This is a genomic window from Geobacillus sp. WSUCF1, from assembly GCF_000422025.1.
Classification (GTDB): domain Bacteria; phylum Bacillota; class Bacilli; order Bacillales; family Anoxybacillaceae; genus Geobacillus; species Geobacillus zalihae.
Genome location: NZ_ATCO01000015.1, coordinates 1 through 14,148, shown reverse-complemented (window position 1 = coordinate 14,148; position 14,148 = coordinate 1). Strand labels below are relative to the sequence as shown.

The 14,148-nt window shown below is 38.0% G+C and carries 15 protein-coding genes and 2 pseudogenes; 4 read left to right on the top strand and 13 right to left on the bottom strand.

The window, feature by feature from the left end:
- The 3 genes from I656_RS13665 to I656_RS18545 all read right to left on the bottom strand — a co-directional run.
- A partial coding sequence (locus I656_RS13665; RefSeq protein ID WP_020753786.1) for a recombinase family protein occupies positions 1-877 on the bottom strand: 877 nt, incomplete at its 3' end.
- On the bottom strand, positions 864-2,375 hold the full coding sequence (locus I656_RS13670; protein ID WP_011230103.1) for a recombinase family protein: 1,512 nt from the start codon (positions 2,373-2,375) through the stop codon (positions 864-866). The genes I656_RS13665 and I656_RS13670, both read right to left, overlap by 14 nt.
- Positions 2,372-2,536, bottom strand: a complete 165-nt coding sequence (locus tag I656_RS18545) for a hypothetical protein (protein WP_011230102.1) — start codon at positions 2,534-2,536, stop codon at positions 2,372-2,374. Before I656_RS18545 ends, I656_RS13670 begins: the two co-directional genes overlap by 4 nt.
- Positions 2,537-2,700: 164 nt before the next feature.
- Between I656_RS18545 and I656_RS13675 the strand changes: the two genes are divergently transcribed.
- Positions 2,701-3,048: a helix-turn-helix domain-containing protein gene (locus I656_RS13675; RefSeq protein WP_020753785.1), complete on the top strand. Its 348-nt coding sequence runs from the start codon at positions 2,701-2,703 to the stop codon at positions 3,046-3,048.
- Positions 3,049-3,135: 87 nt separating this feature from the next.
- Here the strand turns inward: I656_RS13675 and I656_RS0114600 are convergent, their stop codons facing one another.
- Entirely contained in the window at positions 3,136-3,378 is a 243-nt protein-coding gene (locus tag I656_RS0114600) for a hypothetical protein (protein WP_025038995.1), read from the bottom strand.
- 131 nt (positions 3,379-3,509) lie between these two features.
- Between I656_RS0114600 and I656_RS0114595 the strand changes: the two are divergent.
- The 3 genes and pseudogenes from I656_RS0114595 to recJ all read left to right on the top strand — a co-directional run bounded on the left by I656_RS0114595 (position 3,510) and on the right by recJ (position 7,026).
- Positions 3,510-4,968: pseudogene (locus tag I656_RS0114595) on the top strand (recombinase family protein).
- Between the two features lie 14 nt (positions 4,969-4,982).
- Positions 4,983-5,384 carry a hypothetical protein gene (locus I656_RS0114590; protein WP_025038997.1) on the top strand — a complete coding sequence of 134 codons (402 nt, stop codon included), beginning with the start codon at positions 4,983-4,985 and terminating at the stop codon, positions 5,382-5,384.
- Entirely contained in the window at positions 5,365-7,026 is a 1,662-nt protein-coding gene (gene recJ, locus I656_RS13680; RefSeq protein WP_025038998.1) for a single-stranded-DNA-specific exonuclease RecJ, read from the top strand. The genes I656_RS0114590 and recJ overlap by 20 nt, the downstream gene beginning before the upstream one ends.
- Before the next feature lie 229 nt (positions 7,027-7,255).
- Here the strand turns inward: recJ and I656_RS13685 are convergent, their stop codons facing one another.
- The 9 genes and pseudogenes from I656_RS13685 to I656_RS13725 form a co-directional block, all read right to left on the bottom strand.
- Positions 7,256-7,747 carry a GNAT family N-acetyltransferase gene (locus I656_RS13685; RefSeq protein WP_011230097.1) on the bottom strand — a complete coding sequence of 164 codons (492 nt, stop codon included), beginning with the start codon at positions 7,745-7,747 and terminating at the stop codon, positions 7,256-7,258.
- A gap of 202 nt (positions 7,748-7,949) precedes the next feature.
- Positions 7,950-8,744 carry an arsenite methyltransferase gene (locus I656_RS13690; RefSeq protein WP_011230096.1) on the bottom strand — a complete coding sequence of 265 codons (795 nt, stop codon included), beginning with the start codon at positions 8,742-8,744 and terminating at the stop codon, positions 7,950-7,952.
- Between the two features lie 13 nt (positions 8,745-8,757).
- Positions 8,758-9,478: pseudogene (locus I656_RS13695) on the bottom strand (permease).
- 108 nt (positions 9,479-9,586) lie between these two features.
- Positions 9,587-10,033: a MarR family winged helix-turn-helix transcriptional regulator gene (locus I656_RS13700; protein WP_011230094.1), complete on the bottom strand. Its 447-nt coding sequence runs from the start codon at positions 10,031-10,033 to the stop codon at positions 9,587-9,589.
- Between the two features lie 148 nt (positions 10,034-10,181).
- Positions 10,182-10,604, bottom strand: coding sequence for an arsenate reductase (thioredoxin) (gene arsC, locus I656_RS13705; RefSeq protein ID WP_011230093.1), 423 nt, complete (start codon positions 10,602-10,604; stop codon positions 10,182-10,184).
- A gap of 20 nt (positions 10,605-10,624) precedes the next feature.
- Positions 10,625-11,686 (bottom strand): ACR3 family arsenite efflux transporter, encoded by a 1,062-nt coding sequence (gene arsB, locus I656_RS13710; protein ID WP_020279843.1) that lies wholly within the window; start codon positions 11,684-11,686, stop codon positions 10,625-10,627.
- Positions 11,687-11,725: 39 nt separating this feature from the next.
- Entirely contained in the window at positions 11,726-12,073 is a 348-nt protein-coding gene (locus I656_RS13715) for a metalloregulator ArsR/SmtB family transcription factor (RefSeq protein ID WP_020753779.1), read from the bottom strand.
- Positions 12,074-12,493: 420 nt separating this feature from the next.
- On the bottom strand, positions 12,494-13,366 hold the full coding sequence (locus I656_RS13720; RefSeq protein ID WP_011230090.1) for a DNA-binding protein: 873 nt from the start codon (positions 13,364-13,366) through the stop codon (positions 12,494-12,496).
- 290 nt (positions 13,367-13,656) lie between these two features.
- A partial coding sequence (locus tag I656_RS13725) for an HAD-IC family P-type ATPase (protein WP_020753778.1) occupies positions 13,657-14,148 on the bottom strand: 492 nt, incomplete at its 5' end.

The window sequence follows — 14,148 nt, the reverse complement described above, 5'->3', positions numbered from 1 at the left end:
TTTTAAAGTGTTTCGGTGGAATTTTTCTCTCGTTCTTTGTTTTGTATAGATTCCAGCAATACTCCCATTCTTCAATCGTTAAAACCGCCGGAATAAGTGGACTTTTTTTCATTATCCACTCACTTCTGTCTTTTAACGCATTGTGTTTCTTTTCGTGCTTTCTTCTGATCGCGATATAACCTGCATAAAAGGGATTCGTAATGATGTTTTTTACACGGTCCTTAGTCCATGCTTTTCCACGATAACTGTTTTCAGGAAGCTGTCTGGCAATAGATGAAAAACCATGATGATTTTTATATAACTCAAACACTTTTTTCACCAATTCTATTTCAGCTTCCACTATATCAAACTTTTCAGTTCCTCCTTCCTTTTTGGAAGTATACTGATACCCAAACGGAGCCCTGCCACCTGTCCATCGTCCATTTTTCGCCAACGTTTCAATTGCATTTTTTGTATTGATCCGGATTTTATCCAGCTCATATTTGGCTATTCCATCTTTAATCGCTCTAAAAATAGTGTCGCCAAAATCATATAAACTTTCTGTTTCACTTTCGATGATTGGGATATCTAATATATGCATCGTTGCGCGTATCAGATCATGTTCTTCAGGTATGCGTGCAATACGGGAATGTGAGTAGATAATAACGAAGTCAAATTTCTTTTCATAAGCTGCAGCAATCAATCGCTTATATCCTTCACGATCTTTTTTTCGTGAAGACACTCCCTCGTCCAGAATTTCCTCCACAATTGTACACTGATATTTTTCGGCTAAATCATAGGCGCTACGACGCTGTGTTTCCATTGTCTGCTTATGCGTGGAATGCCGACCATAAAAAACCCCCTTCATGCCGGGTGTCAAAATCTTAGATAAGTCCAATTTCTTCCCTTCCCTCCAATCCTGTAAATAATGGATGACGGAAAATAATTTCAATTTTCTCTTTACTGACCCGAACACGAGAGATAATGTCCTGCAGCAATTCTATTTTTTGATCGTCTTCCATGTCCGGATCAATCATTTTCAACGATGATTCCTGTTTCCAATCATGTATCGTCTTAAACTTTTCGTTCATTTCGAAAATCCTGGATTCTAATTCGGATTTAACAAACAAGCTTTGTTCATATTTCTTTAACATCTGTAACATCGACTTGTTTAATTGAAGTTCTTCTTCCTTTGCCAGAGCATGCTCCACTCTCTGTACCATACTTTCCTCTAACTGTTTCAGTTCACGGTCAATTTGCTTAATGGCTTCGATATATCCCTTCGTTTCTCCCTTGTATATTTTCTCAATAACCTCCGCAAATTGCGTATGAATAATTTGGTTAAAGAACTCATTCGCATGTTCAATAACTGTGTTTTCTAACCAATCTTTTGATGCTCGCACTTTGGAATGTTTTTTACATTTATACACTAAAAACGTTTTACCCTTTAATTGATGTGGCTTGCCATGCATTACTTGATTACATTCATCACAATAAACAAGCTCTTTTAATAAAAATACATGGTTTTCATTTTGATTTTCTTTTGATTTTTTGCGTCTCTTTACAACCTTACTCATTTTCTTTTGAACGTTTTCCCATACTGTTTCATCGACAATCTTAAGATGCGGCACATCTTTTTCAATTTCTTCTCCCTTTATGTGAGATATTCTTTTTCCTTTGTAAATAGGGTTTGTAAGAACGTTTTGCATATTAGAATAGTTCCATTCCTTATTATCTTTAAAGCGCAGTCCCAATTCGTTTACTATCTCTACAAATTTTGTGAGGGAGCTAAAATCTTTTTGCAAAAATAAATCATAAACGTTTTGGATTGTCTTTACTTCCTCTTCAACTAAAATCCAATCAGACTCCTCCTTATCCTCTTCAAGATCCTCTCGGGGTGATCGATACCCAAATGGAATACGTCCCCCAGCATGTTTTCCTTCTCTTGCTACAGTTACTTTAGAATCTTGCAATTTTTGAACCAATTTTTCAGCATCTTCCTGGTTCATGGCGGCGACAATCCGTTCAATTAATTCAGCCTCCGCCGTATACATCATAGGAAATTCAAAGTCCGCTGCGAAAATGACATTTACCTTATGCTGCCTTAGTAAATCATATAAACTCATATACTGTTGTACATTTCGTGCCAAGCGGCAACGGCTGTACACAATTAAATTTTTTACGCGCCCCTTTTTTATTTCCTCGATTAGCTGCGCCATGCCCTTTCTCTCTTCCATTTTCTTTTTTCTGGCGGACGTTTCTCGATCCATAAACTCATCATCGATCAATAAACGGTTTTTTGCTGCTACCTCATGCACATGCTGCATTTGCATTTCAATGGATAACTTCTGCTTTTCTTTGCTAATCGAGTTGCGGTAGTAAGCAACCGTTTTCAATCATCCAACACCTCCGAGTCCCTTTTCGTTTCTTGCCTGTTCTGTATTTGCTTCAAAATAATATCTGTGTACAAGTCAAACCACTTTTCAGCTGCCTCTGGATCATGAACATATTGAATAGAAACGACTTGGCAAGTTACTTTTGGGATTTTTCTTTTCATTTCTATCTCTCCTCAAAAAATTTATGATGTTTTTCTAAAACTTAAGCTTACAAACAGGATTTTTTTAGATGAATGTTGAAATACAATAAAGCCTTTGTTTCTAACCAAACCTGTATTTCTTTGAAAATACATGCGTCTAGCCATTTTTATGGAGGAATTCGAATATGTTGCAACATATAGGAGAACGAATTCGTGTGCTAAGAAAACAAAAAGGAATCAGTTTAAATGCTTTCGCTGAACGGTTAAATGTTTCTCCCGCTTATCTCAGCAATTTAGAAACGGGTAAAACAGACACCATTCAGCTTTCACTTCTCGAAAAACTTCAAGAAGAACTCTCACTCCTTCCTGTTGAAACAACACATTCCACTGATAGCGAATTCGATATTCGGATCCAACATGTCATGCGACAACTAAAGGAATTGGAACAAAAGCACCCAGAAATTGCTGATTACCTCCTTTCCACACTGGAGCGAGGAGTTCATTTGTTTTTGAATGAAAACTCCACTCGCTAATTTTATGATGAACAAATTTTGGTAATTTTATTCATAATAATAAACATCTGTTCATAATAATGAATAAAATTAACAAAAAAGGAGAGCCTAACCATCGACCGGTTGGCTCTCTTTTTGTTGGAAGGCAACTTGAATCTGTTTTGCTTGTTCCTGACCGATTTCTTTATGCAATAAGTGATGAATTGCGCTTCCCTTAAACTTCTGTTCCCATGCAACCATTTTTTCTTGGATCATTTGAGCAACAGGGTGGCTATGAAGATCGTGGATGTCGTCAAATGAAAATTTTCCTAAACTGCTATTTACGGAGAAGCGGACTTTCACATCTTCCATCGGTATTCCCCCTTTGCTCATACATATGCGAAGAATGGGATAGGACAACCCTGTTAATCGTTCAAACTCATTGTTTGCTTCATCCAAACATATATATGGGATATGGACAAACAGAGTTGGAGGCAATCTGTATGAAAGACACTTTTCAAGAAAGATCGATTGCTTTATATTGCCGCGTTTCTACGGACGAACAAGCTCGGGAAGGGGTTTCGCTCGATGAACAACAAGAACGGTTAAAAGCTTACTGCCGGGCAATGGGTTGGAATGAGGAACCACTACTTTTTATAGATGACGGTTATTCTGCTAAAAATCTTGATCGTCCGGAGTTAAACCGTTTATTACAGGAAGTAAAAAAAGGTACGATTTCAAAAATATTAGTCACGAAATTGGACCGTTTGAGCAGGCGATTATTGGATCTTTTGAAATTAATTGATACGTTCCAAGAATATAACGTTTCATTTATTTCGATTAGCGAATCGTTTGACACCAATACTCCGTCCGGACGTCTTACACTCCAAGTCCTAGGTGCGGTTGCCGAGTTTGAACGGGAACGAATTCGGGAACGTGTTTTTGAAAACATGCTGCACGCAGCCAGACAAGGAAAATGGTTAACACAAAGCCCTTACGGTTACAGATTAGATGTAAATAAAGAATTAGTTATTTATGAACCAGAAGCACAAATCGTTCGAAACGTTTATGATTGGTATCTAAATAAAGGGCTCGGCTACTATGCGATTGCTAAAAAGCTAAATGAAGAAGGAATAGCTTCTCGTCAAAAAAAAGGAATGGTCGATTCGTGCTATTAAACGAATGCTTACCAATCCCGTATATAAAGGAACTCTGGTTTGGAACCGTATCGACTCCAGTAAATCGAAGCGGGTAAAAAAAGATGATGCCGATTGGGTTGTCGTTGAAGACGCTTGTCCAGCTATTATTGATCAAGTTACATGGGAACAAGTACAAAAAAGAGTAAATAAAAAACAAATGGCACCTCGAGCACAAACAAGTCCCCATTTGCTTGGTGGACTATTAAAATGCGGCAGATGTGGTTCAGGAATGAGCATTGGTTGGTCAGGTTCACCGAAAAATCGCTATCGTGTTTATCGTTGTTCCGCTAACAAAAACAAAGGAACGTGTACAAGCAAACAGTACCGCGCTGACGATGTGGAGTCATGGTTTAAACATGGGTTATTAAAGTTAGCCGATTCGATTAACACCCAAATGATTCCTCATCTTATTCAAAGGGCTGCTGAAAACGAAGAGAGCACAATCGAGCAAAAAATTCGAGCCGCCAAAAACCGTTATAAACGAAAAGTGGAAGCGTACACGGCAGGACTCATTGAGTTAGAGGATTTAAATGAAGAAAAAAAGCGGATGGAACAAATCATTGCAGAAGCTCAAAAAGCGGAAAATGCTTCTTTAGTGGATGTAAAAAAGCTTGAGGCAATGGTGAAAGAAAAAATAAACAATGTGATCGATGCAATCGATGTTTTACCAGTCCAGGAAGCAAAATCATTCATTAAAACGATTGTTGAAAAAGTGATTTTACTTGATGAAAAGGATATTGAAATCGTATTAAACATTCAGTAAATGGAGTTGACAGCATGAAACCGATCACCTTACGCCAATTGCTCGATACTAATCAATTTCAGAATCTGCTTCATCTAAAAAAAGAACTGATCTCTTACAAAAATTCGGGTGTCATTTTTTATAAAGAAGTAATGAGTTCGCTTGAAATCGACACGCCATTTGAGTTGTATTTTGTGTTGTCAAAAGGAGGAATTGAATACGAAAACGCATTCCCAATACCAATCGATCTTTACAGAGAGTATTTAACATATAACCGTCCTCCAGAGTACCTTTTGCGCTTTTACCAAGAATACTACGGAACAAAAAACATCCCATCCGACCGATTTTTTCAAACATTAAACGTTTTTCAAGCTAAAAAATATGCTTGGTTTTACAACTCACGAGAGGACGGTAAGTATGGATTGGGTACCGTTTGATACACCACTAGAAAAACATCCAAATAAAGCTTTAATCACCTATATGGCAAGACAGTTTGATATCGAACCTGTACTGATGCACCATTTGTTTATTCACGGCATCGACAATTGCGAAAAAGTATCACGATTCTTATTTCCGACTATAGATGATTTTCATGATCCATTTCTCATGAATGACATGAAAAAAGCGATTATACGCATTATTAAAGCTTTGATACAAAAAGAAAAAATTCTGATTTATGGTGATTATGATGTAGATGGAATGACAGCAACAGCTATCCTGTACAAAGCTTTAAAGAAATTTAAAGCAGATGTCCATTATCGATTGCCGCTTCGTAATGAAGGGTACGGTTTGTCACCGAAAGCAATAGAAAAAATTCCGGAAGATGTCTCTTTAATTATTACAGTAGATAATGGATCAAGTGCCCACTCTGCCATGGAAGTCGCAAAAAGAAGAGGAATGGATGTCATTGTTACGGATCATCACGAAGTTTTAGGTCCGCATCCTGACTGTTATGCGTTTATTAATCCGAAACGACATGACAACACTTATCCGTTTCCGCATCTATCCGGTGCGGGAGTCGCTTTAAAAGTCGTACAGGCACTATTTATGGCGGGAAAAATTCCATGGGATAAACATGTTTACGAATTTATTGAGTTTGCGACATTAGGTACGATTGCGGATCTAATGCCTCTCAAAGGAGAAAATCGTATTATTTGTAAACTTGGATTGCAGAAAATGAACTATACACCAACCCCTGTATTAAAAAAACTCTTTGAAATGTTACGAATTAAATATGTCGATAGTTCCACCATTAGCTTTCAAATTGGACCGATTTTTAACTCGTCGGGACGAATTGGAGATCCAAACGAAGCTGTCGATATCCTAGTCAACCCTTTATGTACAAAAGCAGATCTTTACGCATTAATTACTTTAAATAAAAAGCGGCAACAAATGACAAAAGAACAATTCCAACGTATTGAGGAACAAATTATTCAAAACCAATGGTACAAACAAAATGTTATTGTCGTTTGCGATGATTTTCACAGCGGAATAATCGGTCTCATCGCCGCAAAAATAGCAAATAAATTCAAAAAGCCAGCGGTTGTGATTTCCTTGACAGGAGCCGGTTCTGCCAGAAGTGTAAACACGACTGATTTTTCCATCATTAATGTGATTAAGAAGTGCTCCCACTTCTTAACCAAATACGGTGGTCATCGAGCCGCTGCTGGTTTTTCGATGCCACTCGATTTCGACCATATCCATGCTTTTAAAGAAGCGATTCAACTAGCAGCCTTAGACGAACCGCCACTAACTCCAAAATTAAAATATATTAGTACAATTCCCTTACATCAGTTCCCTATGCATATTTTTGATGACTTAGGCGTTTTAGAACCATTCGGAATGTCATTTCCAAAGCCGTTGTTTTATTGCTCACCGCTGGTAATCAAGCAATTCCAAGTATTCGGAAAAAACAATGAACATTTAAAATTAATAACAAATGATAAAAAAGCCATTGCCTTCTTTAAAGGAGCAATGGCAAACAAACTCCAACAACAATCGTTAGCTGAATGTCTTTACACTCCTAGCTGTCCGATAAAAAAAGATTTTTTAATTCATGATCTTCGTTTCATCCAATAACAAAAGAGCCTTGGAAAAAGTTAAATACAATTAACAAAATATACTGTTTTTTGCAGAGGAGGACATAACCCACAACGAGGGGCTGTACATTGACAGAATGGTATATGGAAATAACACAATTGTATTTGGATCTAACTCTAGTGGCAGATTTATTTTGGTTCGCTATGAATCCGAGAATAATCTGCCACTTTTATATATACAAAGTGATTACATAATATAAAATTCATAATCAGTCTATACCTACAACTGGACTGCGACGCTCAAGCAATACCACATCACGCCATACCCCATTTAACTTTCCTATACGTTGTCGGATACCAACTTCACGAAATCCAACACTTTGATGTAAACGTAAACTTGGTATGTTTTCAGGGAAAATCCCTGCTGTTAATGTCCAAAATCCTTTTGCCTCGGATTCTTTGATCATAGCTTGTAGAAGTTTTTTTCCCACTCCTTTTCCCCGACTCACATCTCGAACATACACACTCACCTCTCCCACCCCTTCATACACGCAGCGATCCGATACTTTACTTATCTTACACCAGCCTTGAATGCCTTCTTCGTTTTCAGCGACCAAACATAAATTTGCGGCAATGGTCGATTCCCATTTTTCAAACGATGGTGCTGTCGTTTCAAACGTTGCTTGTCCTGTCGCAATTCCTTGCTCGTAAATTTCCTTCACTTGCATCCAATCCTCTTTGCGAAAGCTACGAATGTTCATATGAAAAATCCCTCCTTATTTTCATACAGAAAAGGTCCATGGGCAACGTTTTGCCCTCCACTCGGGCATGAAAATCACCACTCACCAACGTGGGATTTTCACGGAAAAGGCACTAGGAATCGCCTAATGCCTTTTCCATGTAACATTAGCAACACTCACGCTTTTCTTCCCCAACGAGTTCCGATCTGTTACACCACATTTTTTAAGGTTTCATTGCTTTAATGATCGCAGAAACAATGTAATCCTCGATGTTCGCTCCAGGCACCCAATCTTTGATAAACTCCTTCGATTCATCTTTTGGTTCAATGGTGATCTGTGTGAATCCACTCTGTTGTAACATGGATTCCAGTTCACCAATCGATGCTGCTCCTGATACGCAGCCCGAATACAAGACATCCATATTGTTTTTGATTTCCGATGGAAGTTCTGCCGTCGCCACAACGTCGGAAATGACAAGGCGCCCTCCTGGTTTCAGCACACGATAGGCTTCCTTGAACACCTGGGGCTTATCTGGAGAAAGATTAATGACGCAATTGGAAATAATGACATCCACCGAACCATCTGCCACCGGTAAATATTCGATTTCTCCTAACCGAAATTCAGTATTGGTAAAGCCACCCTTGGCAGCATTGTTGCGTGCTTTGCTGATCATTTCTGGTGTCATATCCACACCAATGACGCGCCCGGTTTCTCCGACCTGACGAGCAGCCAAAAAGCAATCGAAACCGGCACCACAACCAAGATCCAACACCACATCTCCGGGGTTCAATTCCGCAATTGCTAGCGGGTTGCCGCAACCAAGTCCAAGATTAGCTCCTTCTGGCACGGCAGATAATTCCTCATCCGAGTATCCTAGTTTTGCTGATACCTCATTAGGTGTACCACAACATCCGGAAGAGTCTGAACAACAGCTTCTAGAATTTACTTCCTGCAGCGCAATTTGCTTATAGCGGCTGCGGACATTTTGCCGGATTTGATCGTTATTAACGTGATTCATAAGTTATCACTCCTTAAATGATATAGAATAAAAATCCTGATAACGTTGCCATCGTCATGACAGAACCTACAAACGCAAAGACCAGCTTCTTTCTAAAGATACTGTGTAATCATGTGATCTCCGGTAAGCTTGCCCCTGCTGAGCTAACCATCGGCGCCATAACAGGTCCTAATGCCATGCCTTTTGCAATCAACATTTGTGAAATGGGAATCATCGTGAAAAGGCGGATATACAAAGGAATTCCGATGATTGCTGCAAGTGGAACAAGCCACCACTTATCACCCCCCATATAGGTTGAAATCCATTCTGTCAGTACAGCACCATGAATAATGGCTTCAATGCCTGCACCCAAAAGCAAATATGGATAAACCGTTTTTATTAAGTGAAAGGTCTCCTGTAAAGCTTCTCTCATGTTTCGTTTCTTTCCGATCTCTACTTCTCCTTTTTTTACTCCGAGTGTCGCAGCCATGAGTGTCAATATGATTGGATCGAGCACAGGAGAATCAAAGAGAAAAATCATCACAATACCGAAACGGACCTTCTGGTTTAAAAGCGATACGACAACTGGGATCGTAGAACATGAGCAAAACGCAAACGCGACAGCAACCAATGCTCCGAATAACGGATGGCGCTTTGTTAACAAACTTTGCATTTTATCATAAGGAATATATCCTTACTGAAAAGTGAATGACGAACGAAATAGCCAAAAACAAAAGAGTTAATTCTAACGCAATATAAGAGAAAGTCTTGAAAAATCGCTATGCTCATTGATTATCTCTCCTTATTTTATTTGCAAATTACAACTATATGTTTAACAAACAGGCAAGCTAGATATACTTGCCTCAAAATAACGGTTTACAACATACACTTGATTTTGCCATACACTCATTCAACAATTTAATCGAACGAATCACGGTTTCTTTCTCAAATTCCGTCATATGTGAAAACACTTCTTCTAGATATCTATTTATTTCTCGATCAATGGTTGTTGCGATAAACTTTCCTTCGGTGGTTAACGATAACGTGTATACTCTTCGATCTTCAGGAAGCGGCGTTTTTTTTACTAATCCCTTTTTCACTAAATTTTGAATCTGTCTGCTGAACGTGGTAATATCCATTCCTAATGCTTCAGCCACTTGTTGCATGGAGGGATGTTCTCTTTTGTCAATTTCATAAAGAATATGGCTTTGAACGAGAGAAATATCTACATCATCAATCGAACAGCAATTTTTATTTAGCAATCCAAAACGACGTGTCATCACTTGAAACAACTCTCTAATGTTTTCCATTTTTTCACCTCTATAATTATTTATATCACATTATTTGCATATTGCAACTTTTTAATTTAGAAAATAGAATAAAATTTCACCAATTTTTATCATGATTTCCCCTCCTGTAAAATCAGCCGAGAAGATTCTTCTCGGCTGTCATTTTGTCTTATTCGCCTGTTTCAGCAAATTTTTTGATGCGCGCGCCGATTTCATCGCGAACACGACGGAATACAGCTAATTTTTCCTCCTCCGTTCCTTCCGCCTTTGCCGGATCATCAAATCCCCAATGAACACGTTTCACATTTGGTGGGGTTACTGGACAATGGTCCGCTGCATGACCACATAATGTTACTACCAAATCCGCTTTATTTAAAATTTCCGGATCAATGATATCCGATGTCTGGTTCGAAATATCAATTCCTACTTCTTTCATGACTTTTACCGCGTTTGGATTTAGTCCATGCGCTTCAATACCGGCGCTGTACACTTCCCACTCGTCGCCAAGATATTTTTTTGCCCATCCTTCTGCCATTTGGCTGCGGCAAGAGTTACCTGTGCATAAGAAGTAAATGATCTTTTTGTTTTTCATGTTTCCTTCCACCTCTGTTGTTAGTATGATACTGATTCTGTTTTAAAGTATTTTCGTTGAAACCATAGTGCCACGTTGACTAACGCAATCATGACAGGCACTTCCACCAGTGGTCCAATAACAGCTGCAAATGCTGCACCAGAATGGATCCCAAACACGCCAACAGCTACGGCAATCGCTAACTCAAAGTTATTACTGCCGGCTGTAAAGGCAAGTGTTGTGGTTACAGGGTAGCTCGCTCCAAATTTCCTCCCTAAGAAGAAGGAAACGAAGAACATCAACACAAAGTAAATCAACAATGGAATGGCAACTCTCACTACATCCAACGGCAAGCTTACAATGACGTCTCCTTTTAAAGAGAACATGACGATAATCGTAAACAACAAAGAAATCAATGTAATCGGGCTGATTTTTGGAATAAATACTTTTTCATACCATTGTCTGCCCTTTGCTTTTACCAACAAAAAGCGCGTCAACATTCCGCCAAGAAACGGAATTCCTAAGTAAATGAACACCGACTTAGCGACTTCCATCATTGTAATATTAACGACAGCACCTTCTAGTCCTAACCATTCTGGAATGATCGTCACAAACACATACGCATAAACAGAGTAAAATAGCATTTGGAATACAGAGTTAAACGCCACCAATCCAGCTGCGTACTCCCTGTCTCCTTTCGCTAAATCATTCCAGACAATCACCATCGCAATACAACGTGCCAGACCGATTAGGATGAGTCCGACCATGTATTCCGGTTTATCCGGTAAGAATATGATCGCCAACAAAAACATAAGAATCGGTCCAATAATCCAGTTTTGTACGAGCGATAACACTAATACTTTCACATCTTTAAAGACGCGCCCAATCTCCTCATAACGAACTTTTGCTAACGGAGGATACATCATTAAAATTAAGCCAATCGCAATTGGAATTGATGTGGTCCCTACCTGCAAACTGTTCATTCCGTCTACAAAGCCTGGAAAGACAAATCCTAAGCCAATTCCTGCTGCCATAGCAAGGAAAATCCAAAGCGTGAGGTATCGATCCAAAAACGATAGACGTTTTTTCCCCGTATTATTCATTTTTTCCCCCCTAATAATTTAAATTAGTAGATTAGTAGGTTAACAACCGCAACGGAGCGTAGGGTTGGTTTCCTCAATCTTACGAATATTCTCTGTTTGATCTGGAATATGTTGCAGAATATCTTGGATGAAATCATATAACTCATTTTGTGAATTGAGGGAATAATAAATCCACTGTCCCCTCTTATCTTCTTTTACTAATCCTGCATCTTTTAACTTGCGAAGATGCTGACTAATAGCCGGCTGACTCATGTCAAACACCTCAAGAAGCTCGCATACACAACACTCACGTTGTTTTAAAATTGCCATGATCGTTAAACGTGTTTTATCACCAAACAACTTTAAAACGTGTGATGCTTTTTCTATTTCCACTACTGTCTTTTGCATGGAAACACCTCCTATTCTTTTATGATTATATAGTTATTTACTTATATATATGAGCGAAAATGAAATATGATACTCCTAAATCCCTTTATTTGCAATTTTGTTCCTCTCACACTAAATAATGATGTCACATCTTTCATATCCACGAAATGGATATGGTAGTATAACCATACTTACTCTTCCCTTTAATAAGTATATAACTACATACTTATATAAAACAAGAGAAAAAAACGACTTTAACATAATCTTTACAAATTCAAACGAAAGTGTGAAATTCGGAAGTAAACTTGCCTTATCTCGTCTCCATTTGTTGTTATTCTTCAGAACGAGAGATTCTCCTCCTCGTCATAAATTTCTTTTATTTGTTTCGGTTCGTTTGTTAACTCCATTTCAAATCCTTATTTATTTGATAAGTAAAAAAGACTAACGACTCGAGTCGTTAGCTAACACTGTTTCGTCAACTGAATTCAGGATTTGTTCTAATTTGGTTCGGATCGCGTTTTTAAGCATGGATCTTAAATTTTTTTTATACTTCTTCTTAGTCAATGGACAAATATATTCTCCATCATCAATAACCTCGTTTTTTAACTCTCCATCTTCATTGAAAAACAACGTATATATTTCGTTGATTAGTTTATTTTCTTGCTGTATGTAGTTTATTGTTTCACTTTTGTATCCCTTGATCACTTTTTCGAAAATCATTTTAAAATCTTCAATAGACATCTCTTTCTTTAATTTGCGTTCCATTGTTTTTGGTGTTTCATTACTACTTTCTTGTTGATTTTTCTTTTCTAATTCTTGATACATCTCATCCATTTGCTCATATAAACCGATTAAAAAAGCATTTTCTTCTTCCAGTTTTTGAACTTTAACCGTTAATTCAGTGATTTGCTCGTAAACCAAGTTCAACTCATCCTGCATATTAATGAGTTGATTTTCTAATTGATTCTTCTCCTCCATGAGCTGTTTCATTAATTCTTCCGAGTGAGTGCTATCACCTTTAACTTCTTCAGAATCCAATTTATTATGCTTTTCACGATGGTCATTCGCCAACATTGAAAAAGAGTTTTCTACATACCATTCATAAACTCCCATTACTTCAGGCAAACCTGGTCTCTGTTCTTCAATAAACTCGAATAAATCATCGTGATAAATTCGCCAACCCTCCTTTCGATTTGCCGAACGTTCTGCTTTAATCTTTCCTTCTCTGATCCAACGAGTAACCATTTGAATTGAGTCAGTAATGTAATATTCCTGAAGTATTTTTAGTGCTTGGTGAACATTATATACTTCCATCTCCTTCTCCCCCGCTCAAAATTATTTAAAATAAAAATATGTTGGTAATGTTATACCTATGACATTACCTAAGTAATTTTAGGAAAATAAGAAATGCTTGGCTTTAAGCGCCAAGCATTTTTATTAAAATCCCATTTAATTAATTAAGATCTCTAAAATTTAGGTCATTTGTTTTGTTAGTTTTGACTGTTTTTAATCAGGGCTTTGTTAAATTTCAATGTTGATTTTTAAACCACACAAAAAGACCGAAATAAATTCGGTCTTTTTGTGTGTCTTCTTCAACTATTGCATTATTCTTTCACATTTAGCAATCGCATGCTGTTTAATGTTACGATTAATGTTGCTCCCATATCCGCAAATATCGCTAACCATAACGTTAACCAACCAGGTACAATTAACAATAACGCCAGCACCTTAATGCCCAAAGAGAAGGTAATGTTTTGCTTAATAATTGCTAAAGCCTTGCGGCTCAATTTAATCGTATATGGCAATTTACTTAAATCATCAGACATTAAAGCAATATCGGCTGTTTCAAGGGCTGTATCGGTTCCAGCACCACCCATTGCCACACCAACGGTTGAAGCTGCAAGAGCTGGTGCATCGTTCACACCATCTCCAACCATCGCAACACTTCGATACTTGTCGCGAAGCTCTTTGATGAAATTCAGTTTATCTTCTGGAAGTAAATCGGCTTTAATATCGGAAACACCGACTTGTTTTCCGATGGCTTCGGCTGTTCTTTGGTTATCTCCCGTCAGCATCACCGTTTTTTCAATACCGAC